The following is a 24,575-nucleotide window of genomic DNA, read 5'->3' on the forward strand; positions in this document are numbered from 1 at the left end:
CCCCAAAATTCCATGTGCGTCTGCGATCTCATCGCATGGAACGGGTAAGGGGAAAGTTCATGAAACCGAGCGCATTTTAACGATTGCAGCGATCAGGCGGAAAAACCCTCGATTGTGCAGACGACCATATCGTGGTCGGAGAGCGGCTTGCCTTCTCCGTTCAGGGAGGAAACAAGGTGGCTTTCGCCGACCTTCAAGCTGCGGGTGATGAACCAGTCGAGCTTCATGGTGCGATCGGGAAAGCGCGTGATCAGGCTCGGGCGCGTGCTTGTCTGATCGAGCGGTCCGCCATGGCATTCGAAACCACGGCCTTCGGCCATGGCGAATAGGGTATCGGTCGAATAATCGCCACCGGTGTGATTGCCGGTGTTGAGATCGCCGCCGATCAAGATCGGCAGACCGGGTGCGAAGGCCTCGACTTCATCGATCAACGCCGCCAACTGCCGCTCGCGATAGGCAGCGGTTGCGACACTTTCGAGATGAACGGAAACGGCAATCATGGGACCAGCTTCTGTCTCAACAATGGCGCCGACAGCGCAACGATCGCCAATGCGCGGCTGCTCGTTGCTGTCGTTGAACCAGACGGCTTCGCCGGGTAAGCGGATCATGAAGGCATCCTTTAGGGCGACGGAGGCCATCAGGGCGTTGCCATGAAAGCCCTTCTCGTTGAAATCGTCCTTGCAGTAGGAGCGTTCGATTTCCGAACCGAGACTGAGTTCGAGGAATTCGACACCATAGGCGTAGTTCATGCCGAGTTCGCCGGCGATGATCGCCGTCGGGTCGCGCTGTTCGGTGCGGGCCATGCCCAGATCCATTTCCGACAGCTGGATCAGCGGCGCGCCGGTTTCCCGCAGCTTGGCCGCGCTTTCCTCGGGAAAGAGGCAGCGCTCGAGATTCCAGGCTGCGACGGTAAAGGGGAAGGAGAGAGCCTCGACCTTGGCATCCGCCCCGCCGATGCGCACCGTATTCAGGCAGGCGAGCGATGCAAGCTTCTCGGCGTGAACGACCGCGGTCTTTTCGAGTGAAATAAAGCTCTTGCGCTCTTCCTGCGAGGGAACGGTGAATGCGGAAACGGTGTTGCGGATCATATTGAAGCCTGTCGAAATAGCATTGTGAGCGCGGCGGAAATCGCAAACGCTTATCGGTCCGGCAATAGGCTGATTTTATGACGGTCCTGTAACGCCGTGTTCAAAACGCATCCGGAAAATGCTGCGGCCAGCGGCCGGGCAGCATGGCGACGATGTCATAGCGTTGCGACAGGCGGGCAAAATCCGGCTGTCGGGCGAGCCATAGGTCGCTCGCAGCACGGATGCGGTTTTGCGACGAGAGGGAAACTGCATCGATCGCCTCCTGTGCGCCGCGCCGCGACTTGACCTCGACAAAGATGGCGAGATCACCCTTGCGGGCGACGATATCGATTTCACCGAGCTTGGTGCGGTGGCGGACGGCCAGGATGCGATAGCCCTTGAGCATCAGGAAGGCAGCCGCGAGATATTCGGCCACATGGCCGCGACGCCAAGCCTTTTGCCGCTTCAGCTTCTCGCCGGACCCGGGCTTCATATCAGCCATGGCGCTCCTTCATGTCGAGCAGGCGCTGGTACAGCTCCTTTCGCGGCAGGCCGGTGAGGCGCGCAGCCTCGGTCGCGGCCTTGGCTGTCGGCATCGTCCCTGAGAGATCGGCGAGAATGGCATCGACATCGGCCTCTGCCGCAACGCTTTCCGCTGGCGGTCCCACAAGCCAGACGATCTCGCCCTTCACATTGTCGACCGCGTCATAGAATGACGCGAGTTCGGACAATGTGCCGCGCCGGAATTCCTCGAAGGTCTTCGTCAGCTCGCGGCAGACGGCGCCCGCGCGCTCACCGCTAAGCACATCGGCGGCGGCGGCAAGGGTGGCGGCAATGCGATGCGGCGATTCAAAGAAGATGAGGGTCGCCGGCACCGCTGCCAGTTCGGCCAGACGGTCGCGGCGGCCCTTGTCCTTGGCAGGCAGGAAACCGGCAAAGAAGAAGGCATCGTTCGGCAGGCCGGAGCCGACGAGAGCAGCCAGAGGGGCCGAGGCGCCGGGAATGGGCACGACCTTGTATCCCGCTTCGATCGCCTGCACCGCAAGGCGATAGCCGGGATCGGAGACAAGCGGCGTGCCGGCATCGGAGACCAATGCAACAGATCGGCCGGCTTCCAGAGCCTGCAGCAGCCGCGGACCGGCCTCATCGGCATTGTATTCGTGATAGGCATAGGGCTTGTTCTGTATGCCATAGCGATCGAGCAGGACGCGCGTCACGCGCGTATCCTCGCAGGCGAGCACATCGGCACCGGCCAGCGTTTCTAGCGCCCTCAGCGTGATGTCGCCGAGATTGCCAATCGGGGTGGCGACCAGATAGAGCGCCGGTTCGAGAGGGCGGGCCGGGATCTGATTGTTGTGCAGGCGGAAACTGCGCGCTCCGCTGCCTGATTGGTCTTCGCTCATGCCGGTCCTGAATTCATCTCGGATAAGCAGCCTTTATGGGCGAGGTGCGCACAGACGGCAAGAGCGGTGCAATTCCTGTGGAGCATTGCCGTCGAAATGGCGAATTGGCGCTAGGCAAAACGTCTATGCCTCTTGCATTCGGATGGAGAAGTCTGCCAAGTTGCCTGTCCAATCTTTCGGGCCTTGTCCGAAAACATGTCGCTCGGGCGCCTCGGGCCGCCCGGCTAGTCACGGTCGAAAGCGGTAGCATCCATGCGTATTACAATTGAGCGGTCGAACCTCCTGAAGTCGCTGAACCACGTGCATCGCGTGGTCGAGCGTCGCAACACGATCCCGATCCTGTCCAATGTGCTGCTCAAGGCCGATGGCACGAACCTCGACATGAAGGCGACAGACCTCGATCTCGAAATCACTGAGGCAACGCCCGCGAATGTCGAACAGGCCGGCGCCACAACGGTTCCCGCGCATCTGCTCTATGATATCGTGCGCAAGCTTCCCGACGGCTCGGAAGTGCTTCTCGCCACCAACACCGATGGCAGCTCGATGACGGTTGCCTCCGGGCGCTCGAAGTTCTCGCTGCAATGCCTGCCGGAATCCGATTTCCCGGATCTCACTGCCGGCAGCTTCAGCCATTCCTTCAAGCTGAAGGCGAGCGATCTGAAGATGCTCATCGACCGCACGCAGTTTGCGATCTCCACGGAAGAGACGCGTTACTATCTCAACGGCATCTTCTTCCATACAATCGAAAGCGGCGGCGACCTGAAGCTCAGGGCCGTCGCCACGGACGGCCATCGCTTGGCACGCGCCGATGTCAGCGCTCCCTCTGGCTCCGAAGGCATGCCCGGGATCATCATCCCGCGCAAGACGGTGGGTGAACTGCAGAAGCTCGTGGACACGCCGGATGCGATCGTGACCGTCGAAGTCTCCGACGCGAAGATCCGCCTGACCATCGGCTCCATCGTCATGACCTCGAAGCTGATCGACGGCACCTTCCCGGACTATCAGCGCGTTATTCCGGCCAACAATGACAAGGAAATGCGGGTCGATTGCCAGACCTTCGCCCAGGCCGTCGACCGCGTGTCGACGATCTCTTCGGAGCGCGGCCGGGCTGTGAAGCTAGCTCTGTCTGACGGCCAGCTGCTGCTGACCGTCAACAATCCGGATTCGGGCAGCGCGACCGAGGAGGTTGCCGTCGGTTACGAGATGGACCCGATGGAAATCGGCTTCAACGCCAAATACCTGCTCGACATTACCGCGCAGCTTTCCGGCGACGCGGCCATATTCCTGCTGGCCGACGCCGGTTCGCCGACGCTCATCCGCGACACGGCTGGCGACGACGCGCTTTATGTGCTGATGCCGATGCGGGTGTAGCGAAACTAAAGCGCCCTTCATGCGTTTAACCTACGCAAGGGCGCTTTTATTTGGTCTTTTGTCGATTGCGACATTTTCTCTTGTTATTGCGTCATTCCGTTGCAAGATCCTAGAGAAGCAATATGTAAGTCGCGACGGTAACATCTGATGGGGGGAGAGCATGGCGCTGCGTCTCAAGGAACGGCTAGGCAAGAAATTCGACGAGGAGATCCGCTTCTTCAAGGGCATGATGCAAGGCCCCAAGACCGTCGGCTCGATCGTTCCTACGTCGTCGATCACGGCCCGCAAGATGGCTAGTGTCATCAACCCGCAATCAGGTCTGCCTGTGCTGGAGCTTGGGCCGGGAACCGGGGCGATCACCAAGGCGATCCTCGAACGCGGTGTAGAGCCGCAAAATCTCGTCGCCATCGAATATTCCACCGATTTCTACAATCATCTCGTCCGCCGTTACCCCGGCGTCAATTTCATCAATGGCGATGCCTTCGATCTCGATAAGACGCTCGGCGTACTGCGCGGGCAGACCTTCGATTCCGTCGTCTCCGGCATTCCTCTCCTCAATTTCCCAATGAAGGCGCGCGTCGCGTTGCTGGAAAGCCTGCTGGATCGCATGCCGGCCGGCCGGCCGGTGGTGCAGATCTCCTACGGCCCGGTCTCGCCGATCATCGCCAAGCCGGATCGCTATCATATCCGCCACTACGATTTCATCGTCCGCAATATTCCGCCGGCCCAGCTATGGGTCTATAGCCGCGGCTGAGGCAATCGCTGAGAGATCCATGTACGCTCTTTATATTACGCATCCGCAGGTGCGCATCGACCCGAATGTGCCGGTGCCGCAATGGGGCTTGTCCGACATTGGCGCCGAGCGGGCGCGGCTGGCGGCGAGCCGGCCTTGGGCGGGCAAGCTGAGCCTCATCGTCTCCAGCGGCGAGCGCAAGGCGATCGAAACGGCCGAGGCTCTGGCGACGGCAAGCGGTGCGCCGATCGAGGTCATCGAGGCCATGCATGAAAACGACCGCAGTGCCACAGGTTTTCTAGCGCCGCCGGAGTTCGAGAAAGCAGCGGACTGGTTCTTCGCCAACCCGCATGAGAGCTTCAAGGGCTGGGAGCGCGCCATCGATGCGCAGGTGAGAATCGTCTCCAATGTCGAGGCCGTTCTTGTGCGGCACGATCCGAACGCGCCGATCGCCTTCGTCGGCCATGGAGGCGTCGGCACGCTGCTGAAATGCCATCTGGAGGGAAAGCCGATCGCGCGGCAGGGGGATCAACCGCCAGGAGGCGGCAATCTTTTCTGTTTCGATCTTGCGAAGCGCGCCGTCTCATGCGACTGGACACCCATGGAAGATTGGATGGGATGGGCTTGATATGACCGCACGCGACCGCTTGATCGTTGGACTGGATGTTCCAAACCTTCAGGAGGCCGAAAAAGTGGTCGGCGCCCTCGGCGACGATATTCTCTATTACAAGATCGGCTATCAGCTCGCCTTTGCCGGCGGCCTGGAATTCGCGCGCGACCTTGCCGCCAGCGGCAAGAAGATCTTCCTCGATATGAAGCTGCTCGACATCGACAATACTGTCGCCTCCGGCGTGGAGAACATCGTCAAGATGGGCATGTCGATGCTGACGCTGCACGCCTATCCGAAAGCCATGAAGGCGGCTGTCGAAGCGGCGAAGGGCTCCGACCTCTGCCTGCTCGGTGTCACCGTGCTGACCTCGATGGACGAAGGCGATCTGATCGCCGCCGGTTACGAATATGACCCGCATACGCTGGTGCTGCGCCGGGCCGAACAGGCCCATCTGGCCGGCATGGGCGGCATCGTCTGCTCGGCCGAAGAGTCCGCCGCCGTCCGCAAGATCATCGGGCCGGATATGGCGCTGGTGACCCCTGGCATCCGCCCGGCAGGGAGCGATAAGGGCGACCAGAAGCGCGTGATGACGCCGGCCGCTGCCATCAAGGCTGGCTCGAGCCATCTCGTCGTCGCACGGCCGATCGTCAAGGCGGCCGATCCGAGGCAAGCCGCCCACGCCATTCTCGCCGAAATGGACGCTGCACTTTAAACCACCACAACAATCAGGGAGGTCGAGATGGCAAAGGGATATTGGATCGCGCGCGTGGATGTCCGCGACCCCGAGCGCTACAAGGACTACGTCGCCGCCGCGAAGCACGCCTTCGAGAAATACGGCGCGAATTTCCTCGCGCGCGGCGGCGCGTTTACGCCGCTCGAGGGACAGGCACGCGGCCGCAACGTCGTTATCGAATTCCCGTCGCTGCAGCACGCCGTCGATTGCTATAATTCGCCGGAATACCAGATCGCGGCCAAAATCCGGCAGCAGGTGGCAGACGCGGAAATGGTGGTCGTCGAAGGGGTTTAAATCGCTTGAAAAGCCGACGCTGCAATGCAGCGCGATAGCACTTCACCTCGGCGCGCGGATCGGCTAAGACGAAACCAGATAAGCCCAATCAAAGCCTTTCGAGGAGCCTGCCATGACCCTGTCCAACCTCCCGCCGCTCGTCACCGTGTTCGGAGGATCAGGTTTCATCGGGCGACACACCGTGCGTGCGCTTGCCAAGCGCGGCTATCGCATCCGTGTCGCTGTTCGCCGCCCCGATCTTGCCGGTTTCCTGCAGCCGCTCGGCAATCTCGGCCAGATTTCGATCGTCCAGGCCAATGTGCGCTACCGCAATTCCATCGACCGTGCCGTTGAAGGCGCTCAGCATGTCGTCAACTGCGTCGGCATTCTCGCCGAAAGCGGCCGCAACACGTTCGACGCTGTACAGGAATTCGGTGCCAAGGCGATTGCGGAAGCCGCCCGCAATGCCGGCGCTTCGCTGACGCATATTTCCTCCCTCAGCGCCGATGCCAATTCGCCCTCGGCCTATGCCCGCACTAAAGCTCGCGCGGAAGCCGCCGTCCTGTCGATCAAGCCTGATGCAATCATTCTGCGTCCTTCGATCGTGTTCGGTCCGGAAGATGAATTCTTCAACAAGTTCGCTGACATGTCGCGCACCGCGCCCTTCCTGCCGCTGATCGGCGGCGGCAAGACCAAGTTCCAGCCGGTCTATGTGCAGGACATCGCGGAAACCGTCGCCCGCAGCGTCGACGGAAAACTGAAGGCCGGCACGACCTATGAGCTCGGCGGTCCGGAAGTGTTGTCCTTCCGCGAATGTCTCGAGACCACGCTTGCCGTCATCAACCGGAAGAAGTCGCTCGTCTCCATTCCGTTCGGCCTGGCTTCGCTGATCGGCTCGATCGCCTCGCTGGTGCCGCTGATCAAGCCGCCAATCACCGCCGATCAGGTAACGCTGCTGAAGAGCGACAACGTCGTTTCCCAGCAGGCGGAAGCGGAAGGACGCACTCTGAAGGGCATCGGCCTGCTGCCGACATTGCTCGTCTCCGTGCTGCCGTCCTATCTGGTGCGCTACCGTCCGCAGGGCCAGTTCACCGGCTCTGGCAAAGCCGCCTGACGATTCGGCTGTTCCACGAATTCATGCGCCGCCCGGCTTTGCTGGGCGGCGTTTTTTATTGCTCCTCAACGGCAGAAACCTGCTCCAGCAAGCTGGCGGGCCGCCGCCATTCACAGCTCAGCGTTGCTTAAAAGACGCAGTGCGGAAATAGTAGCATTAACGTCAAATTTAATATGAACATTTATTGCTATTGCTCATCTCACTGACTAACACAGCCGCGCGTCTCAGACTCGAACAACAGACCGGTCCGTGGCGCGCTTCACACTTCTGCGGAAAGGCATTCTTCGATGGGCAAGTCTATCGCGCTTCTGTTTGCGTGCGCGGCACTGGTGATTCTCGCAGGCTCCTTCGTGGCTCGCGGCAGCATCGCCTCGATCAAGGGCGAATGTGCGCCGACCTACGGCGTCGACCCCTGCACGACGGGTTCCATCGACGCATCCTCCCCGAACTGATCGGGTATGAAAAAGGCCGGTTTTGACCGGCCTTCACTTTTTCCAGGATATCAGCCTCGACGGTCGGTCTCAGCCGAAATAGAGACCGATGAGACCGATTGCGCCGACTGCAATGCGCCACCATGCGAAGGGGGCGTAACCACGGCGGGATACGAAGTCGAGCAGCGCGCGCACGACAAAGAGCGCCGAGATGAAGGCCATGAAGAAGCCGATGACGATCAGCTGACCATCGGCGAAGCTGAGATCGTGGCGGCTCTTCCACAAATCCAGCGTGAAGGCGCCGACCATTGTCGGCATGGCGAGGAAGAAGGAAAACTCGGCGGCCGAACGCTTATCGGCACCGAGCAGCAGGGCACCGACGATGGTGGAACCGGAGCGCGACGTTCCCGGGATCATGGCCAGGCACTGGAAGAAGCCGATCTTGACCGCCATGGGCCAGGAAAATTCGTAGGCGCTGGTGTATTTCGGCTTGAACTCGATCCTGTCGATGACGAGCAGAACGATGCCGCCGAGGATCAGCGAGATACAGATGACCTTCGGCGAATCGAACAGCACGGTCTTGATGAAATCATGCGCCAGTGCGCCGATGACGGCAGCAGGCAGAAAGCCGAACAGGACGGCGAGCACGAAGTGACGGGCCTTGGCGCTGACGGGGAGCGCCTTGGCGATCTGGACGAGGCGATTGAAATAGACAAGCAGAATGGCGAGAATCGCGCCGAGCTGGATCAAAACTTCAAAAGTACCGGCCGATTTGAAGCCGAGAAAATGTCCAAGCAGTATCAGATGGCCTGTCGAGGAGACCGGAATGAACTCCGTAAGCCCCTCTACAAGGCCTAAAACCAACGCGATAACAATTTGTTCAGCCATATCGTGTCCTTTGTCTAACGGCAGGGCGGCCCGATTCGCTTGTGCAAACTAGGCCAAGATCCTATAGCTTCAACCGATGACAAATAACTAGGGCCGCAGGATCGCGACCGAAAAGACTTCCGTAGCATCAATCAGAAACACCCGAGTACCAATGCCGACGCTGTATCATCACCCAATGTCATCTTCCTCCCGGTTCGTTCGTCTGATCCTGACGGAATATGGCTATCAGACGGAGCTGATCGAGGAACAGACCTGGGAAAAGCGCCGCGATTTCCTGGCGCTGAACCCGGCTGGCACCCTGCCTGTCTACGTCGATGACAGCATGCGGGCGCTCTGCGGCGCTTCGGTCATCTCCGAATATCTCGACGAGACACACGGCGTTCTGAAGCGCGATCGCCGGCTTCTGGCCGAAGATCCGTTCCAGCGCGCCGAAATCCGCCGGCTGACGGAATGGTTCATGCAGAAGATGGAGCAGGATGTGACGCGGCCGCTGACGCGCGAGCGCGTCTTCAAGCTTCAGATGACCGCCGAACAGGGCGGCGGCGCGCCCGATTCCAAAGTCATGCGCATGGCGCGCGGCAATATCCGCCAGCATATGAAGTATCTCTCCTGGCTCGCAGGTTCGCGGCAGTGGCTGGCCGGCGAACGGCTGAGCTATGCCGATCTTGCCGCCGCGGCCTCGGTTTCCGTGCTAGATTATCTGGGCGAGATCGACTGGACGGAATCGCCTGTTGCCAAGGAATGGTATCAGCGGCTGAAGTCGCGCCCTTCCTTCCGGCCAATCCTGGCGGAGCGTGTGCGCGGTGTCACCCCGGTCTCACATTACGCCGATCTGGATTTCTAGGGCGTTTTTCACGCAATTCCGAACGGAAAACCGCTAACGCACCTTATCCTGGAATTGCTATGACGAGGGCTCGATATGCCCGATGATCGCGAAACGGAAAAAGTGGACAAGCGCAGAAGCACGCTGACGGCTTTCGTGCGAGAGGAAGCGCGTGCTCAGGGTTTCGATCTCTGTCGCATCACCAGGCCGGATGCCATTCCGGAAGCGGCCGTCCGGCTCAGCCAGTTTCTCGACAAGGGCTATCACGGCACCATGGGCTGGATGGAGGAGACCCGCGACCGCCGAGGCGATCCGCGCGTACTCTGGAGCGAGACGCGGTCCATCGTCGTCTTCGGCCTCAATTACGGCCCCGAAGAAGACCCGCGCGGCATCCTGGAGAAGAGGGATAAGGCGGCAATATCGGTCTACGCCCGGAACCGTGACTACCACGATGTCATAAAAGGACGGCTGAAGGAGATCGCCACCCGCTTCGCGGCGCGCTCGAAAGAGGACGTCAAGGTCTTCGTCGATACGGCGCCGGTCATGGAGAAGCCTCTCGCAGCGGCTGCCGGCCTCGGCTGGCAGGGCAAGCACACGAATCTGGTCAGCCGTGGCTTTGGCTCCTGGCTCTTTCTCGGCTCGATGTTCACCACGGCCGATCTCGAGCCCGATGAGCCGGAGATTGACCATTGCGGCTCCTGCCGGGCCTGCCTCGACGTCTGCCCGACCGCTGCCTTCCCGGCCCCCTATCAGCTCGATGCGCGTCGCTGCATTTCCTATCTGACCATTGAGCACAAGGGTCCGATCGATCCTGAGCTTCGGCCGTTGATCGGCAACCGCATCTACGGCTGCGACGACTGTCTTGCCGCCTGCCCCTGGAACAAGTTCGCCAGTGCCGCCTCGGAGATGAAGCTGGTGGCTCGGGACGATCTCAAGGAACCGTCCATCGCCTTCCTGCTCGATCTGGATGATGCAAGCTTCCGCACATTCTTCAGCGGTTCGCCGGTCAAGCGTATCGGTCGCGACCGCTTCATCCGCAATGTGCTGATCGCTGCCGGCAATTCGCGCGATCGCTTCCTTATAGAGAGATGTCGCCAACTGGCTGGAGACCCCTCGCCAGTCGTGCGCGGCATGGCGGTCTGGGCGCTGTCCCGGCTGATGACGGCTGGCGAATTCCACGCGTTTGCGGCAGAAAGAAATGACGAGGCGGACGAAGAAGTCCGCGCCGAATGGAAACTGGCAGGGGTATCGTGATGCATGTGATGATTTTCGGCTGCGGATATTCCGGAACGGCCATCGCCAAGGCTTTCGCCGGCTCCGGCATTCGCATCACCGGCACCACCCGCTCCGCCGACAAGGCCGAGCAGCTGACGAAAGATGGCATCGAAGCCTTCGTCTTCGATGGCGAGACCCTCGACCCGGCTCTCTCGGAGGCGATGCAAAGCGCCACGCATCTGGTGCAATCGATCGCACCGGGCAAATCAGGCGATCCGCTACTGCGGCTGGCGCAGCTCAATCTCAAGGCATTGATGCCGAAGCTGGAATGGATCTGCTATCTCTCGACCGTCGGGGTCTATGGCGACCATAAGGGCGCTTGGGTCAGCGAGCAGACATCACTGCATCCAATCGCCGATCGCTCCGTCGAGCGGGTAGAGGCAGAAGACGGCTGGCTGCGCGTCGGCATCCGGCTCGGCCTCCCCGTTGCCGTGCTGCGGCTTTCCGGCATTTACGGCCCGCGCCGCAATGCCTTCTGCAATCTGGAAAAGGGAACCGCCCGGCGGCTCATCAAGGCGAACCAGGTGTTCAATCGCATCCGCGTCGAGGATATCGGCGCATGTGCCCGCTTCCTGTCCGATCGCAAGCTCGGCGGCATATATAATGTCACCGATGACGAACCTGCACCGCCGCAGGATGTCGTTGCCGAGGCCGCCCGCCTGATGGGCGTCGAACCGCCACCGGAACAGCCTTTCGAAACAGCTGAGCTGACGCCGATGGCACGCTCCTTCTATGGCGAGAACAAGCGCGTTTCGAACGCGAAACTGCGCGCGCTCGGCTTCCAGTTCCGCTATCCAGAGTATCGCATGTCACTTGCCGAACTCTGGTCCTCTGGAGCATGGCGCGGCTGAGAAATCGCTCCCGGTATCCCCGCTATATCGCATGAAAATTCCTACTTAGCCGGCTGCCTTAGTTCAATTTGCTCCGCATTTATGGTTAATGACCTCTAAAATTGCACAAGTGCGGCAGTGATTATGGCAAAGCCGGAAAATTATTTTTCCGATTTTTGTGATGCCTGGCATCGGTCGATGCTTACGAGAAAATTCGTTCCATTTTTAACTGATTTTATTGGGTTTTTTCCACAATCAAGCAAATCCGCTGAATAGCCCTAGTATTCCCTTAACATCACAAATATTACAGATTGTAACATTCCGTGATCGATGGTGGCACTTTTTCGCCATTTTTGGCCTGATTTAAGCCCCGCCGCCTACCCAGGGCGCAAGTTCAATAGCTTGAGGGAAAAATCGGTTTGAAGAAAATCGCACGTTCTTTGGCAATCGCCGCAACTATATCCGCCTCCATTGCTGTCGTTTCGAATCCGGCATTTGCATCCGCTGGCTGCGGAGGCGCTTCATGGTACGGGGGAAGCTCCCGAACTGCTTCCGGGGAACGTATGAGTTCCAGAAATCTTACTGCCGCCCATCGTTCGCTCGCCTTCGGCACGCGCCTCCGGGTCACCAACAAGCACAATGGCCGCAGCGTCGTCGTTCGCATCAACGACCGTGGGCCTTTCATTCGCGGACGTGTTCTCGATCTCTCCCGCGCTGCTGCACAGAACATCGGCATGGTCGCTTCGGGTACCGCCAAAGTCTGTTACGAGGTCGTCGCCTCGAAGTAATCGCCGCAAGCCGGAACCATCCGGCAAATCGGCATGACGCTTGCTCTCTCGGCCAATCGCGGCTACCACGCGATTGAGACGTCTCAAAATCCGCCGCCTTGGGCACTATTTACGCGGATTGGCGAGCCGTCAGCGATTTTTGGTAGGGCGCCGAGTCCCAAGATGAGCTCCAACGGGTTCCGGGTCATGCGCGAGCAGGAGAGTGTGAATGCGTCTGGGCGGCCGATTGCAGGGGGCCATCGAAGTTCTTGCCGATATCGAAGCGCGCAAGCGACCGGTGGCCGATGCCCTGAAAGATTGGGGCCTGGCCCATCGCTTCGCCGGCTCCGGCGACAGGGCCGCGATCGGCAACATCGTCTATGACGCCCTGCGCATGCGGCTTTCGCATGCCTGGCTGATGGAAGACGACAGCGCGTCCGCGCTTGCCCATGCCGTACTCTTCCGCCAATGGGGCCTGACGCCGGAGGCGCTGGCTGCCGAGCTGGACGGCGATAAATTCGCACCCGAGGCGCCGAGCGCCGAAACATTGGCCGCCTTTGCGGCCCGCAAGCTCGAAGATGCGCCTCGTCACGTCCAGGGTGATATTCCCGAATGGGTCGAGCCCTCCTTCAGCCAAGCCTTCGGCGATGGCTGGCTTGCCGAAGCCAAAGCCCTTGCCGAGCGCCCGACGCTCGACCTTCGCGCCAATGCGCTGAAGGCCGAGCGCGCCAAAGTCGTGAAGGCACTGGAGCGCGCCGGCGGGCAGCCATCGAACATCGCCCGTTTCGGCATCCGCATTCCGGCCGGTGAAGGCGCCTCCCGCCTGCCGAACGTCACGGCCGAACTTTCGTTCCAGAAGGGCTGGTTCGAGGTGCAGGATGAAGGCTCGCAGATCGTCGCCGATCTGGTCCTGCCTGATGAAGGCGACCAGGTGCTTGATTATTGCGCCGGCGGTGGCGGCAAGACGCTCGCCATGTCGGCCGCGATGCACAACAAGGGCCAGGTCCATGCCTATGACAGCGACCGGCGGCGGCTGGCACCGATCATAGAGCGCCTGAAGCGAGCGGGCACCCGCAACGTTCAGGTCCACGACGACCGCAATGGCCTGCTTCAACTGCGCGGCAAGTTCGACAAGGTTCTGGTCGATGCTCCCTGCACCGGCACCGGCACCTGGCGGCGGCGTCCCGATACCAAATGGCGGCTGACACAGAAAAACCTCGACGAACGCACCAGCCAGCAACAGGAAGCCCTGGCGCAGGCCGGCGAATTCGTCCGCCCCGGCGGCGCTCTGCTCTATGTCACCTGCTCGGTGCTGCCGGAGGAGAATGAGGCACAGGTGAACCGTTTCGCCGCCCAGAATCCGGATTTCGAAGTGGTGGAAACCCTGAGCTCCTGGGAGACGCTGTTCGGCAAGGATGCCGCAAAGCCGCGCTCCTCCGACGGCAAGACCATTACCCTGACACCGGCCTCCACAGATACCGACGGCTTCTTCTTCAGCCGCCTTCAACGGAAAATGTGAGCTGGCGGCGAGCGAGCCTGCTTCCACTGCCCTGCCGACGTAATATCAAACGCCCCATAGCTGCGCATTCGCGAGCGAATCCATTTCGCTTGCGACGTTAAACCCTTGGTCTCTCGCCTTAAAATCGTTCTAAACTAGAGCGTTTGACACAAGTTTGTTTTTCATACATGACACAAATTGCCAAGTTTTGACGGTGCCCCCGCTGTCACAGGAGAGGAACATGAAACTGAAAAACAGAATTGGCGCCGCGCTCGCGGTGGCCGTGATCACGACCGCCGCATTCAGCCTGCCGGCTCTTGCAGCCGCTCCCGAGCCGGCCGCCGTTCTCAAGCATTATGCGGACCTGGCACATGCCAAATATGAGGATGCGCTGACGACGGCGAAAGCACTCGACAAGGCGATCGACGCTCTGCTCGCCAACCCCAGCGACAAGACGCTGAAGGCGGCACGTGCGGCCTGGATCAAGGCCCGTGTTCCCTATGCGCAGACGGAAGTCTACCGCTTCGGCAACCCGATCGTCGACGATTGGGAAGGCAAGGTCAATTCCTGGCCGCTGGACGAGGGACTGATCGATTATGTCGACGCCTCCTACGGCACGGAAAGCGATGAGAACGCGCTCTATGTCGCGAACGTCATCGCCAACAAGACGATCAAGATCAACGGCAAGGATGTCGACGCCTCGCATCTGACGCCGGAATTCCTCTCGGGCACGCTGCATCAGGCCGGCGGTGTTGAGGCCAATGTCGCGACGGGTTATCACGCCATCGAGTTCCTATTGTGGGGACAGGACCTGCACGGCACGGGTGCCGGCGCCGGCGAACGTCCCGCCACCGATTACGATCTGAAGAATTGCACGCACGGCAATTGCGACCGCCGCGCCGAATATCTGAAATCGGCCTCGACGCTGCTGGTTTCGGATTTGCAGGAGATGACCGACAAGTGGGCGGCGGACGGCGAAGCCACCAAGCATGTGGAAGCCGATCCGAAGGCCGGCCTGACCACCATCCTGACCGGCATGGGCTCGCTCTCCTATGGTGAGCTTGCCGGCGAGCGTATGAAGCTCGGCCTGCTGCTGCACGATCCGGAAGAAGAGCAGGATTGCTTCTCCGACAATACCTATAACGAGCACAATGGCGACGCCATCGGCATCGCGTCTGCCTATACCGGCAATTACACTCGCGTCGACGGCACCAAGCTGAAAGGCCCGTCGCTGCACGATCTGGTCAAGGCCAAGGATCCGGCGCTCGACAAGGAAATGGAAGGCAAGCTCGACGCGACGCTTGCCGCCATGAAGGCGATGGTGCATCGCGGCGAGACGGTCGAGAAATACGATCAGATGATCGGCGAGGGCAACAAGGAAGGCAACGCCACCGTGCAGAAGGCCATCGACGGCCTGCTCGACCAGACGAAGAGCATCCAGCGGGTCATCGCCGCTCTCGATCTCGGCACGATCAAGCTCGAAGGTTCGGACAGCCTGGACAACCCGAACGCCGTCTTCACCAAGAAATAATAAGGGATGGCGGCAGCGCGACAAGGCGTTGCCGCCCCGACACCCATGACACGCATCCCGGCCAATCGCGCCCTTTTGCCCGCCCTCGCTGCGGGTTTTTTGGTTTTTTCCATCACGCTGGCAGCCGCCGATATTCTCGATTTTCCGAGCACGCGTAGCGATCTCTCTACGGAAGAGCTGAAGCGCGTGCGCGACGTGACTCGCGCAACCAGCAACTTCCTCAAGGCCGAACCCTATGAAACGATGCAGGGCGGCGGCCTGACCTCGATCGACAAGGTCACGCGCGATATTTTCTCCCAGCCTTCCGCCAAGCTAGACCCACAACAGGGCCAGGACTTTCATCTCGGCAATGCACTCTTCCGCAAGCTTTGGGTCTCCGCGCCCTCCTCCACGCAAGCATCCGACGGCCTGGGGCCGCTGTTCAATGCCCGCTCTTGCCAGAGCTGCCATATCCGCGACGGGCGCGGCCATCCGCCCGAGGAAGCGGGGGCTGCCGCGACCTCGATGGTCTTGCGCCTTGCACGGCCTGCCGTGACGCCAGAGGAAGAGCAGGCCGTCAAGGATTTTCACGCGCTCAATTTTCCGGATTCGACGTACGGGGCACAGCTGCAGGATCTAGCCGTCCCCGGCCTTGCGGCCGAAGGCAAGGTGACCGTCAGCTATAGCGAGGAGACGGTGACGCTTGCCGGCGGGGAAACCGTGATCTTGCGCAAGCCCCATTACGACGTCAGCGATCTCGCCTACGGGCCGATGGATGCAAGCACCACCCTTTCGCCACGTATCGCGCCGCCGATGATCGGGCTCGGGCTGATCGAAGCCATTCCGGATGCCGATATTCTCGCCAATGCCGACCCGGACGACAGGAAAGGCACCGGCATACGCGGTCGCCCCGCCATCGTCCGCGATCATCGCACTGGTAAGATCGCGCTCGGCCGATTCGGCTGGAAAGCACAGAACGCCACCGTGCGCGACCAGGTGGCCGACGCCTTTTCCGCCGATATCGGCATTTCGACGCCGGACCGGCCAAACGCCTATGGCGACTGCACGCCCAAGGAAGCCCACTGCCTGACAATGCCGACTGGCGTGCAGAAGCGGCTGGGCGACACGGAAGCGCCGGATCCCGTGCTGCCCCTCGTCACCTTTTATTCCGAAAATCTCGCCGTGCCGGCCCGACGCGCGACGAGCCAGTCCGCCGTATTGCACGGCAAGGAGATGTTTTACCGCTCCGGCTGTGCGGCCTGCCACACACCGAAGTTCGTGACGCGGGACGGCTTGAAGGGCAGCGACGGCAAGGTTTCGCCGCAGGCTTTCCAGCTGATCTGGCCCTATTCCGATTTCCTGCTGCACGACATGGGCGAAGGTCTTTCGGATGGGCAGCAGGTGGGCGTGGCATCCGGTCGCGATTGGCGCACGCCGCCGCTCTGGGGTATAGGCCTGACACAGACGGTAAGCGGCCGGCAGGCCTATCTGCATGACGGCCGCGCCCGGACATTGACCGAAGCCATCCTCTGGCATGGAGGAGAGGCGGAAAAAGCCCGCAACGCATTCGCCGGTCTTTCGAAGGACGATCGGCAAGCCCTCATCAACTTTCTGGAGTCCCTCTGATGCGCCAATGGAAATGCCTTGCGTTCGGCCTGCTGCTTACCGTTGCGGCCCTGCCTGCCCATGCCGAGGATGCGACGACCGCTGGTACGGGCTTGAATGAGGCAGCGGTGCCAGCCACTCTGCAGAAGGCGGTGGATGACGTGATTCGTCCCGGCTACCGCGCCATGCACGACTCCGCCTCGAAACTGACTGTCGCGATGAAGACGCTTTGCGCCGATCCCACGGACGCCACCCTTTCCGGCGCCAAATCGGCTTTCGGCGACACCGTGAAGAGCTGGTCGCGCATCGAGATCGTCGATACCGGCCCGATCATCGAACAGAACCGCTTCGAACACATCCTCTTCTATCCCGACCGCAAGGGTGTCGGCCTCAAGCAGGTACAGGCGCTGATCGCCAAAGCGGACGAGCAGGATACGACCGTCGAAGCCGTCGCCGGCAAGAGCGTGGCGCTGATGAGCATGACGGCGCTGGAATATGTACTTTTCGGCAACGGCTCCGATGTCCTCGGCAAGGAGAAGCAGAGCTTCCGCTGCCGCTATGGCGCGGCGGTTGCCGGCAACATCGAAAACACCGCCAAGGAAATCGCCGACGAATGGGACGCGCCCGACGGCGTGCAGAAATCCTGGAAATTCCCGGGCAAGACCAGCGACGATTTCATGGATAACAAGGAGGCCGTCACTGCACTGCTCGGCATCCTCGTGCACAGCGCCGCCAATATGCGCGACCAGCGGCTGGAAACCTTCTACAAGGGCGATCCGGCGGCGGCGCGGCCGAAGATGGCGATCTACTGGCGCTCGGCCAATACATGGACCTCGTTTACGGGCAATATCGAGGGCCTGAAGACGCTCTGGGAAAAGGCCGACATGGCAAGCCTGCTGCCGGCAGACAAGCGCGCCGTCGCCACCAAGATCGATAGCTTGTTGAATGAGCTTGCCACGACAGCGTCATCGATCAATCCGGATATTGAGGCGGCCATCGGCAACGATGCGGAGCGCGCCAAGATCGACAAGCTGCTCTCCGTCAGCCGCGATCTCGCCACCAGCTTCAGCGACGAGTACGGCGGCGCCATCGGCCTTTCGGCCGGCTTCTCCTTCGCAGACGGAGACTGAGGGCGATGCGCAGCGGCCTGATCGATCGGAGAGCTTTTGTCAAAGCCGCGGGGCTGACCTTCCTTGCAGCTCTGAAGCCTAGCGCGCTGATGGCGCTGGAGCGGGCGGATGCTGTCTATGCCTCCGGCATCCGCGCCGCCGACGGCTCCTTCGCCGTTGCGACGGTGACCGAACAGGGGCGCATCATCGATCAGGTGGCGCTGCCCGCCCGCGCCCATGGCATGGCCTTCTCAAAGGCAACAGGCAAGACCGTCGCCTTCGCGCGCCGGCCCGGCACCTATGCGATGATCTTCGATCCCTGGAACAAGGCCGAGCCGATCGTCATTTCCGCTAGAGAAGGCCGGCATTTCTACGGGCACGGCACGTTTTCGCCGGATGGCAGGCTGCTCTATGCCAGCGAGAATGATTTCGACAATAATCGCGGCATCATCGGGCTCTACGACAGCAGCAACCGTTTTGCCCGCATCGGCGAATACGAGACCTATGGCGTCGGCCCGCACGACATGACGGTTTCAGACGATGGCAGATTCCTGATCGTCGCCAATGGTGGCATCGAGACCCATCCGGATTTCGGCCGCACCAAGCTCAACCTCGATCACATGGAACCGTCGCTGACGCTGATCGACGCCGCGAGCGGCCAGCTGATCGAAAAACATACGCTGCCGGCGCAATATGCGCAGGTCTCGACCCGGCATGTCGATATCGACGCCAGTGGCCGCGTCTGGTTCGCTTGCCAATATGAAGGGCATCGCAACGACCTGCCGCCGCTTGTCGGCCATTTCGCGAGAGGCGAGGACCTGAGTTTCGTCACCCTGCCCGACGAGACCACGCGGGCACTTGGCAATTACGTCGGCGCCATCGCCGTCAATCGCGCCGAAAATCTGGTCGGCGTGACATCACCGATCGAAGGAACCTCGGTTACGCTGGATGCGCCGACGGGCCAGGTGCTGAAGGTGGAGAGCATCGCCGATGCGGCTGGCATCGCGCCGGCACGGCATGGTTTTGCCGTCTCATCCTACGACGGCAATTTCCTCGGTGCGCACAGCGATGTCGCCTGGGATCAGCATATCGTGCGGATCGCCCGCGGCTGAGCCGGACTTTGGCTGCAATGCTCAGGTAAGCTTGCTGCCTCGATAAAGCGCCGCAATGCCGTCGCGGCATTCAGCATATGTCTCCACATGGGCCGCGACGCCATTTCCCCATCCTCTTCTGCTATAGCCTGCACGATGGTTTCGGGCTGTGAATACGCTCCGACAGCAACTCGCGATCTTCAACAGCGTCGCCCACCATCGCTCCTACCTCGGCAAGGTCAACCAAGGCTGTATGCAAAAGCATATCACCTCATTGTGTTCGCATACATATAACCCATCACGCAACCGTTACGCATCCAATTATTGACCAAATCCGCCACTTCGAATACACAAACAATCAACAGCCTCCGCTTTGCATACACAAGGTAAGCTCGACGCTGAACAGGAATACAGGATCGGCCATATTTGATCCGCGCGTTTGATCATATGCCGCTCCGAGACATACAGAATTTCAGAAGCTTTGCCGCTCCGACATTCGGCGCGGACGGCTTTCTGGCGCCTATTAATCCTCCAACCATAAGGATCACGATCATGATGATGACCAGACGGAGTTTCTCGACCGCCATTATCGCCGGCGCCGCTGCCTCCCTCGTTTCCGCGCGCGGCGTGGCCGCCAGCAATGCGAAACCCGCATCCGGAGCGGTTAAGTCTGCGCCATTGAAGGCACGCAATGTCGTCCTGGCCCACGGACTTTTCGCAGACGGCTCCTGCTGGACGGAGGTTATCGCCCGGCTGCAGTCCAGGGGGCTGAACTGCACGGCGGTACAAAATCCGTTGACGACACTTCCGGAAGCGGTGGGGGCCGCGCAGCGGGTTCTCGATCGTCAGGACGGCCCGACTGTCCTCGTCGGCCATTCCTTCTCCGGCATGATCGTCACCGAAGCCGGTGTGCATCCGAAGGTTTCCGCGCTCGTCTATGTCGCCGCCCGCGCACCGGATGCCGGCGAAGACTATACGGCGCTCGCCAAGACATATCCGACACCGCCGGCATCAGCCGGCATCGTCTTTGATGGTGACGAAGGACGGTTGACCGAGGAAGCGTTCCTGCGCGACTTCGCCGGCGACTTGCCTAAGGCCAAGGCCGAGGTGCTCTATGCCGTGCAGCAGCCCTTCCAGAAGGCGCTTCTGTCCGGCAAGACCACGCAGGCCGCCTGGCGCAGCAAGCCCAGCTGGTATGCGGTCTCCACCGAAGACAGGACGATCAATCCGGATCTGGAGCGCTTCATGGCCAAGCGGATGGGCGCGACGACGATCGAGGTGAAGGCCAGCCATCTCTCGCTGATCTCGCATCCCGATACAATCGCCCATCTGATCCTGGAAGCTGCTGGGCATTGACCGGTTCGCCGGCCTTAGCCTCTTCCCGCAAATTCCGCCTGCTCCGCCGTGACCGCTGCGGCCGCCGCCTTGGCGGCCACACGCAGCCAATCGGCATTGCGCGCATCGAGATCGGCCAGAATACCGGGAACGAGCGAAGCATCGTTGGCGTGGCAATTGGCGATTTCAAACCCCATCAGATCGAGCATGTCAGGCGACAGCAGCACCTCGGCATCACCGTCGACTTCGATCTTGCGGCTGTTGGGCGAGAGCCGGCGCACCAGCAAGCCTCCGTCCACCTGATAGCGCGGATCGGGTGAGCGCGCCCGCCCGCCGGCGATAATACCCGTCCGGATCGTCCTGTCCGACGGATCGTGCTTCAGCGACCAGCCGGATTGCAGAAGCGCCTTGACCTCGCGCAATACCGGGCCGCCGCGCCATTCGACATAGGCGATGAAGCGCGGACGGCCCAGGCTGCCGGTGCCGGCCAGACGCGGTTTCGGCTCGAATGTCGTCGCTGGTTCGGGCAATGCCTTGCGCAGTGCCTTGAGGTAGCGGTCCGCCACGGGATCCGTCGCCGGCGGCAGGTTGCGGTATTTCTCCCAAAAGGTTTTGCGCTCGGCGTTCGGCAGCAAGACGGCATTGCGCAGCCATTTGTAATCGCGCTCGAGAATGACGGGAGACGGCTCGCGCAGTCCGCGGCGATAGCCGGCGAGGATGCTGTCGGCAACAACACGCAGCGTCGGGCCGTCCTCGCCGCGCGCAAGCATGGCACTCGTGGCAAGGCGTACAAGATCGAGCGCATAGGGCATGACGGCCGCCTCGTCGAAATCATTGGCGCCCCAGACGAGGCGGCCTTCTTCATCGCGCCAGGTGCCGAAATTTTCCAGATGCGTATCGCCGATCGCCAGCAATTGCGGCGCGCTCTTGAGCTCGGGGCAGACGTCGAGGATGGTTTCCGCCCAGCGCCAATAGGTACCGCGCAGGAAGGAGAAGCTGTCGGCCTTCATCAGCTTGTGCTTCTTTGCCAGACCCGCTTCGACCAGATCGGCGCCGAGCTGCGCCCGCATCCAGGTCTCGTAGGCATCCACTGATTGCCGGATCGTCGTCATCTGCGCCCTCGCCACAAGCATCATCGCTTCGGATAGCATGACGATCCGATCGTGGAAATTCGATGTCCGGAGTGGAGGCTGGAACGCCTCCGCTTTTCCACCGGATAACCCTTGTCCAAACCGCCTCCCCGTGCCAATTTCGCACCCGCGAAAGGGGACGGCATGACAGGGGCAGACGATACGGGGACCAGCGGCGATTTTCGGAGCCGTATCAGGACCAGCTTCGAGCGGCAGGCCGCGATGGCGACGATCGGCGCAGAGCTGACGCGCGTCGAACACGGAACGGTCGAGATCGAGCTGCCCTTCGATATCAAGCTGACGCAGCAGCATGGCATATTGCACGCCGGCATCATTGCCGCGGCGCTGGATTCGGCCTGCGGCTTTGCCGCCTATAGCGTCATCGACCCTTCCGCATCGATCCTCACGATCGAATTCAAGATCAATCTGATGTCGCCGGGGCGCGGTGAGCGCTTCCTGTTTCGCGGCGATGTCACCAAGCCCGGCACGACGATCATCGTCGCCGACGGACGCGGCTATGCCATCGGCGATGGGCCAGCCAAGCTGATCGCCTCGATGACAGGAACGATGATGGTCATCCGGGGCAGAGAGGGAATTAGCGGATGAAATTCGAATTGAAGCGGGTATCGGGCAAATCGATCCTGTTCGTCATGGCGGCCGAGGCCGAGTATGGCCCGTTCCTGCGCTCGCGCATCGATCCGCTGATGACCGGCGTCGGGCCGGTGGAGGCGGCCATCGCGCTTACCCGCGCCTTCGCGCAGCTCGAAGCCCAGGGCGATCTTCCCGATCTCGTGGTGTCGCTCGGCTCGGCTGGTTCCGCCAGGCTGGAACAGACGGAAGTCTACCAAGTCACCTCGGTTTCCTACCGCGACATGGATGCCTCGCCGCTCGGCTTCGAAAAGGGCCGTACGCCCTTTCTCGATCTGCCCGCGACGATCGAACTGCCGCTGCGCATCCCGACCATTGCCGAGGGCAGCCTTTCGACCGGCGCCAATATCGTCTCCGGCGCGGAGGCCTATGAGCGCATTGGCACCGACATGGTCGACATGGAAACCTTCGCGGTGCTGCGCGCCTGCCAGACCTATGGCCTGCCGCTGATCGGCCTGCGGGGCATTTCCGACGGGAAGGTCGATCTGCAGCACATTTCCGACTGGACGGAATATCTGCATGTGATCGACCGCAAACTCTCCTATGCCGTCGACGGCCTGTTTACGGCGCTGGAAGACGGCGTATTCTGGTTCTGAGGGGCCAGAAACTAAGCAAAGTAAGGACAATCGGGACAATAAAATCGGCTCTCACGTGATTTGCCCGATTGCCAGGGAAAGCGCTTTTCATTAAAGGCTCGTCATGACCCAGACAGCACATCCCGATACCGTTCTCATCGTCGATTTTGGCAGCCAGGTGACGCAGCTCATCGCACGGCGTGTGCGCGAAGCGGGCGTCTACTGCGAAATCGTTCCCTTCCAATCCGCCGAAGCTGGCTTCAAGCGGCTGCAGCCGAAGGCCGTGATTCTGTCGGGCAGTCCGGCCTCGACCGTGGACGAAGGCTCGCCGCGAGCGCCGCAGATCATCTTCGACAGCGGCATCCCGGTCTTCGGCATCTGCTACGGCCAGCAGACCATGTGCATGCAGCTCGGCGGCAAGGTCGAGAGCGGCCATCACCGTGAATTCGGCCGCGCCTTCCTGGAAGTTGACAAGGATTGCGCTCTCTTCGAAGGATTGTGGTCCAACGGTTCGCGCCATCAGGTCTGGATGAGCCACGGCGACCGCGTCACCGCGCTGCCGGAAGGTTTCGAAGTGGTCGCGACGTCCTCGAATGCGCCTTACGCCTTTATCGCCGACGAGAAGCGCAAATATTACGGCGTGCAGTTCCATCCGGAAGTCGTGCATACGCCCGATGGCGCCAAGCTGATCGGCAACTTCATCCACAATATCGCCGGCATCAAGGGCGACTGGTCGATGTCGGCCTATCGCGCCAAGGCGGTTCAGGCGATCCGCGATCAGGTGGGCGACAAGCGCGTCATCTGCGCTCTTTCCGGCGGCGTCGATTCCTCCGTTGCCGCCCTGCTGATCCACGAGGCAGTCGGCGATCAGCTGACCTGCATCCTCGTCGACCACGGCCTGATGCGCAAGGACGAGGCGGCAAACGTCGTCGCCATGTTCCGTGAGCACTACAATCTGCATTTGATCCATGTCGATGCTTCCGACCGCTTCATCGGCGAGCTCGAGGGTGTTTCCGACCCCGAAACCAAGCGCAAGATCATCGGCCGCCTCTTCATCGAGACCTTCGAGGATGAGGCCAAGAAGCTCGGCGGTGCCGATTTCCTTGGCCAGGGCACGCTCTATCCCGACGTCATCGAGAGCGTTTCCTTCACCGGCGGTCCCTCGGTCACCATCAAGTCGCACCACAATGTGGGCGGCCTGCCGGAGCGCATGAAGATGCAGCTCGTCGAGCCGCTGCGCGAACTCTTCAAGGACGAAGTGCGCGTGCTCGGCAAAGAGCTCGGCCTGCCCGACAGCTTCATCGGCCGCCATCCCTTCCCCGGTCCCGGCCTCGCAATTCGCTGCCCCGGCGGCATCACCCGCGAGAAGCTGGAAATCCTGCGCGAAGCCGATGCCATCTATCTCGACGAGATCCGCAAGGCCGGCCTCTACGACGCCATCTGGCAGGCCTTCGCCGTACTCTTGCCGGTCCAGACCGTGGGCGTCATGGGCGACGGCCGCACCTACGAATTCGTCTGCGCGCTGCGCGCCGTCACCTCCGTCGACGGCATGACGGCGGATTTCTATCACTACGACATGGAATTCCTCGGCCGCGCCGCGACCCGCATCATCAACGAAGTCCGCGGCATCAACCGCGTGGTCTACGACGTCACTTCGAAGCCGCCCGGCACGATCGAGTGGGAATGATTTGAACCCCTCCGAGGGTATCCGAAACTACGCTACTCTTCTCCGCATCCCATTGATAATGAATGGAAA

25 protein-coding genes are annotated in these 24,575 nt (G+C 61.1%); 20 read left to right on the forward strand and 5 right to left on the reverse strand.

The window, feature by feature from the left end; translation table 11 throughout:
- Positions 1 to 92: 92 nt before the first annotated feature.
- The 3 genes from AC13QY_RS17135 to rsmI form a co-directional block, all read right to left on the reverse strand.
- Positions 93 to 1,088, reverse strand: a complete 996-nt coding sequence (locus tag AC13QY_RS17135; protein WP_269245543.1) for an exonuclease/endonuclease/phosphatase family protein — start codon at positions 1,086 to 1,088, stop codon at positions 93 to 95.
- Between the two features lie 100 nt (positions 1,089 to 1,188).
- A complete protein-coding gene (locus tag AC13QY_RS17140; RefSeq protein ID WP_246661832.1) occupies positions 1,189 to 1,569 on the reverse strand; it encodes a YraN family protein in 381 nt (126 codons plus the stop codon).
- On the reverse strand, positions 1,562 to 2,470 hold the full coding sequence (rsmI, locus tag AC13QY_RS17145; protein ID WP_488493683.1) for a 16S rRNA (cytidine(1402)-2'-O)-methyltransferase: 909 nt from the start codon (positions 2,468 to 2,470) through the stop codon (positions 1,562 to 1,564). Before rsmI ends, AC13QY_RS17140 begins: the two co-directional genes overlap by 8 nt.
- A gap of 252 nt (positions 2,471 to 2,722) precedes the next feature.
- Here rsmI and dnaN point away from each other — a divergent pair, with 252 nt between their 5' ends.
- The 7 genes from dnaN to AC13QY_RS17180 all read left to right on the forward strand — a co-directional run bounded on the left by dnaN (position 2,723) and on the right by AC13QY_RS17180 (position 7,756).
- Positions 2,723 to 3,841, forward strand: coding sequence for a DNA polymerase III subunit beta (gene dnaN, locus AC13QY_RS17150; protein WP_113329920.1), 1,119 nt, complete (start codon positions 2,723 to 2,725; stop codon positions 3,839 to 3,841).
- 160 nt (positions 3,842 to 4,001) lie between these two features.
- The gene (pmtA, locus tag AC13QY_RS17155) at positions 4,002 to 4,595 is read left to right on the forward strand and encodes a phospholipid N-methyltransferase PmtA (protein WP_269245541.1); all 594 of its coding nucleotides are present in this window, start codon (positions 4,002 to 4,004) and stop codon (positions 4,593 to 4,595) included.
- A gap of 19 nt (positions 4,596 to 4,614) precedes the next feature.
- Positions 4,615 to 5,202 (forward strand): histidine phosphatase family protein, encoded by a 588-nt coding sequence (locus AC13QY_RS17160; RefSeq protein ID WP_269245540.1) that lies wholly within the window; start codon positions 4,615 to 4,617, stop codon positions 5,200 to 5,202.
- 1 nt (position 5,203) lies between these two features.
- Entirely contained in the window at positions 5,204 to 5,896 is a 693-nt protein-coding gene (gene pyrF, locus AC13QY_RS17165) for an orotidine-5'-phosphate decarboxylase (protein ID WP_113329917.1), read from the forward strand.
- Between the two features lie 27 nt (positions 5,897 to 5,923).
- Positions 5,924 to 6,211, forward strand: coding sequence for a DUF1330 domain-containing protein (locus AC13QY_RS17170; RefSeq protein ID WP_113329916.1), 288 nt, complete (start codon positions 5,924 to 5,926; stop codon positions 6,209 to 6,211).
- 112 nt (positions 6,212 to 6,323) lie between these two features.
- The gene (locus AC13QY_RS17175) at positions 6,324 to 7,304 is read left to right on the forward strand and encodes a complex I NDUFA9 subunit family protein (RefSeq protein ID WP_113329915.1); all 981 of its coding nucleotides are present in this window, start codon (positions 6,324 to 6,326) and stop codon (positions 7,302 to 7,304) included.
- A 287-nt stretch (positions 7,305 to 7,591) separates the two neighbouring features.
- Positions 7,592 to 7,756 carry a hypothetical protein gene (locus AC13QY_RS17180; protein ID WP_047628464.1) on the forward strand — a complete coding sequence of 55 codons (165 nt, stop codon included), beginning with the start codon at positions 7,592 to 7,594 and terminating at the stop codon, positions 7,754 to 7,756.
- Between the two features lie 69 nt (positions 7,757 to 7,825).
- Here AC13QY_RS17180 and AC13QY_RS17185 read toward each other — a convergent pair whose 3' ends face one another.
- The gene (locus AC13QY_RS17185) at positions 7,826 to 8,623 is read right to left on the reverse strand and encodes an undecaprenyl-diphosphate phosphatase (protein WP_069611073.1); all 798 of its coding nucleotides are present in this window, start codon (positions 8,621 to 8,623) and stop codon (positions 7,826 to 7,828) included.
- Between the two features lie 151 nt (positions 8,624 to 8,774).
- On the opposite strand from AC13QY_RS17185, the gene AC13QY_RS17190 reads away from it, so the two are divergent.
- The 10 genes from AC13QY_RS17190 (at position 8,775) to AC13QY_RS17235 (ending at position 20,487) form a co-directional block, all read left to right on the forward strand.
- Positions 8,775 to 9,467 (forward strand): glutathione S-transferase family protein, encoded by a 693-nt coding sequence (locus AC13QY_RS17190; protein ID WP_015338534.1) that lies wholly within the window; start codon positions 8,775 to 8,777, stop codon positions 9,465 to 9,467.
- Positions 9,468 to 9,542: 75 nt separating this feature from the next.
- Positions 9,543 to 10,700 (forward strand): tRNA epoxyqueuosine(34) reductase QueG, encoded by a 1,158-nt coding sequence (queG, locus tag AC13QY_RS17195; protein ID WP_152095611.1) that lies wholly within the window; start codon positions 9,543 to 9,545, stop codon positions 10,698 to 10,700.
- Complete coding sequence (locus AC13QY_RS17200; RefSeq protein ID WP_488493766.1) at positions 10,700 to 11,572, forward strand: SDR family oxidoreductase; 873 nt, start codon at positions 10,700 to 10,702, stop codon at positions 11,570 to 11,572. Before queG ends, AC13QY_RS17200 begins: the two co-directional genes overlap by 1 nt.
- Positions 11,573 to 11,970: 398 nt before the next feature.
- Positions 11,971 to 12,339, forward strand: a complete 369-nt coding sequence (locus AC13QY_RS17205; protein ID WP_113389993.1) for a septal ring lytic transglycosylase RlpA family protein — start codon at positions 11,971 to 11,973, stop codon at positions 12,337 to 12,339.
- Positions 12,340 to 12,547: 208 nt separating this feature from the next.
- Complete coding sequence (locus AC13QY_RS17210) at positions 12,548 to 13,837, forward strand: RsmB/NOP family class I SAM-dependent RNA methyltransferase (protein ID WP_113389992.1); 1,290 nt, start codon at positions 12,548 to 12,550, stop codon at positions 13,835 to 13,837.
- 220 nt (positions 13,838 to 14,057) lie between these two features.
- Complete coding sequence (locus tag AC13QY_RS17215) at positions 14,058 to 15,347, forward strand: imelysin family protein (RefSeq protein WP_113389991.1); 1,290 nt, start codon at positions 14,058 to 14,060, stop codon at positions 15,345 to 15,347.
- Positions 15,348 to 15,392: 45 nt separating this feature from the next.
- Positions 15,393 to 16,952, forward strand: a complete 1,560-nt coding sequence (locus AC13QY_RS17220) for a di-heme oxidoreductase family protein (protein WP_113390066.1) — start codon at positions 15,393 to 15,395, stop codon at positions 16,950 to 16,952.
- Positions 16,952 to 18,061, forward strand: a complete 1,110-nt coding sequence (locus AC13QY_RS17225) for an imelysin family protein (protein WP_113389990.1) — start codon at positions 16,952 to 16,954, stop codon at positions 18,059 to 18,061. The genes AC13QY_RS17220 and AC13QY_RS17225 overlap by 1 nt, the downstream gene beginning before the upstream one ends.
- Before the next feature lie 5 nt (positions 18,062 to 18,066).
- Positions 18,067 to 19,152: a DUF1513 domain-containing protein gene (locus AC13QY_RS17230; RefSeq protein ID WP_113351381.1), complete on the forward strand. Its 1,086-nt coding sequence runs from the start codon at positions 18,067 to 18,069 to the stop codon at positions 19,150 to 19,152.
- Positions 19,153 to 19,683: 531 nt separating this feature from the next.
- Positions 19,684 to 20,487 carry an alpha/beta fold hydrolase gene (locus AC13QY_RS17235; protein ID WP_113330043.1) on the forward strand — a complete coding sequence of 268 codons (804 nt, stop codon included), beginning with the start codon at positions 19,684 to 19,686 and terminating at the stop codon, positions 20,485 to 20,487.
- Between the two features lie 14 nt (positions 20,488 to 20,501).
- On the opposite strand, the gene AC13QY_RS17240 is transcribed toward AC13QY_RS17235, so the two are convergent.
- Positions 20,502 to 21,578 carry a DUF2252 family protein gene (locus AC13QY_RS17240; protein ID WP_113351522.1) on the reverse strand — a complete coding sequence of 359 codons (1,077 nt, stop codon included), beginning with the start codon at positions 21,576 to 21,578 and terminating at the stop codon, positions 20,502 to 20,504.
- 162 nt (positions 21,579 to 21,740) lie between these two features.
- On the opposite strand from AC13QY_RS17240, the gene AC13QY_RS17245 reads away from it, so the two are divergent.
- From AC13QY_RS17245 to guaA, 3 genes are all read left to right on the forward strand, one after another.
- The gene (locus AC13QY_RS17245) at positions 21,741 to 22,202 is read left to right on the forward strand and encodes a PaaI family thioesterase (protein ID WP_113329908.1); all 462 of its coding nucleotides are present in this window, start codon (positions 21,741 to 21,743) and stop codon (positions 22,200 to 22,202) included.
- Complete coding sequence (locus AC13QY_RS17250) at positions 22,199 to 22,840, forward strand: 5'-methylthioadenosine/S-adenosylhomocysteine nucleosidase (protein ID WP_069611064.1); 642 nt, start codon at positions 22,199 to 22,201, stop codon at positions 22,838 to 22,840. Before AC13QY_RS17245 ends, AC13QY_RS17250 begins: the two co-directional genes overlap by 4 nt.
- A 103-nt stretch (positions 22,841 to 22,943) precedes the next feature.
- Positions 22,944 to 24,506: a glutamine-hydrolyzing GMP synthase gene (gene guaA, locus AC13QY_RS17255; protein ID WP_069611063.1), complete on the forward strand. Its 1,563-nt coding sequence runs from the start codon at positions 22,944 to 22,946 to the stop codon at positions 24,504 to 24,506.
- Positions 24,507 to 24,575: the final 69 nt, after the last annotated feature.

It is taken from the genome of Martinezella sp. CNPSo 3795, from assembly GCF_057784475.1.

Bases quoted from the DNA above. Each gene is read 5' to 3' on its own strand.
- queG (WP_152095611.1), top strand. From the start codon at position 9,543: ATGCCCGATGATCGCGAAACGGAAAAAGTGGACAAGCGCAGAAGCACG.
- AC13QY_RS17210 (WP_113389992.1), top strand. From the start codon at position 12,548: ATGCGTCTGGGCGGCCGATTGCAGGGGGCCATCGAAGTTCTTGCCGAT.
- AC13QY_RS17225 (WP_113389990.1), top strand. From the start codon at position 16,952: ATGCGCCAATGGAAATGCCTTGCGTTCGGCCTGCTGCTTACCGTTGCG.
- AC13QY_RS17215 (WP_113389991.1), top strand. From the start codon at position 14,058: ATGAAACTGAAAAACAGAATTGGCGCCGCGCTCGCGGTGGCCGTGATC.
- guaA (WP_069611063.1), top strand. From the start codon at position 22,944: ATGACCCAGACAGCACATCCCGATACCGTTCTCATCGTCGATTTTGGC.
- AC13QY_RS17170 (WP_113329916.1), top strand. From the start codon at position 5,924: ATGGCAAAGGGATATTGGATCGCGCGCGTGGATGTCCGCGACCCCGAG.
- AC13QY_RS17220 (WP_113390066.1), top strand. From the start codon at position 15,393: ATGACACGCATCCCGGCCAATCGCGCCCTTTTGCCCGCCCTCGCTGCG.
- AC13QY_RS17160 (WP_269245540.1), top strand. From the start codon at position 4,615: ATGTACGCTCTTTATATTACGCATCCGCAGGTGCGCATCGACCCGAAT.
- AC13QY_RS17180 (WP_047628464.1), top strand. From the start codon at position 7,592: ATGGGCAAGTCTATCGCGCTTCTGTTTGCGTGCGCGGCACTGGTGATT.
- AC13QY_RS17175 (WP_113329915.1), top strand. From the start codon at position 6,324: ATGACCCTGTCCAACCTCCCGCCGCTCGTCACCGTGTTCGGAGGATCA.
- AC13QY_RS17140 (WP_246661832.1), bottom strand. From the start codon at position 1,569: ATGGCTGATATGAAGCCCGGGTCCGGCGAGAAGCTGAAGCGGCAAAAG.
- AC13QY_RS17235 (WP_113330043.1), top strand. From the start codon at position 19,684: ATGATGATGACCAGACGGAGTTTCTCGACCGCCATTATCGCCGGCGCC.
- AC13QY_RS17135 (WP_269245543.1), bottom strand. From the start codon at position 1,088: ATGATCCGCAACACCGTTTCCGCATTCACCGTTCCCTCGCAGGAAGAG.
- AC13QY_RS17190 (WP_015338534.1), top strand. From the start codon at position 8,775: ATGCCGACGCTGTATCATCACCCAATGTCATCTTCCTCCCGGTTCGTT.
- pyrF (WP_113329917.1), top strand. From the start codon at position 5,204: ATGACCGCACGCGACCGCTTGATCGTTGGACTGGATGTTCCAAACCTT.
- AC13QY_RS17200 (WP_488493766.1), top strand. From the start codon at position 10,700: ATGCATGTGATGATTTTCGGCTGCGGATATTCCGGAACGGCCATCGCC.
- rsmI (WP_488493683.1), bottom strand. From the start codon at position 2,470: ATGAGCGAAGACCAATCAGGCAGCGGAGCGCGCAGTTTCCGCCTGCAC.
- AC13QY_RS17240 (WP_113351522.1), bottom strand. From the start codon at position 21,578: ATGACGACGATCCGGCAATCAGTGGATGCCTACGAGACCTGGATGCGG.
- AC13QY_RS17230 (WP_113351381.1), top strand. From the start codon at position 18,067: ATGCGCAGCGGCCTGATCGATCGGAGAGCTTTTGTCAAAGCCGCGGGG.
- AC13QY_RS17245 (WP_113329908.1), top strand. From the start codon at position 21,741: ATGACAGGGGCAGACGATACGGGGACCAGCGGCGATTTTCGGAGCCGT.
- AC13QY_RS17250 (WP_069611064.1), top strand. From the start codon at position 22,199: ATGAAATTCGAATTGAAGCGGGTATCGGGCAAATCGATCCTGTTCGTC.
- AC13QY_RS17185 (WP_069611073.1), bottom strand. From the start codon at position 8,623: ATGGCTGAACAAATTGTTATCGCGTTGGTTTTAGGCCTTGTAGAGGGG.
- pmtA (WP_269245541.1), top strand. From the start codon at position 4,002: ATGGCGCTGCGTCTCAAGGAACGGCTAGGCAAGAAATTCGACGAGGAG.
- dnaN (WP_113329920.1), top strand. From the start codon at position 2,723: ATGCGTATTACAATTGAGCGGTCGAACCTCCTGAAGTCGCTGAACCAC.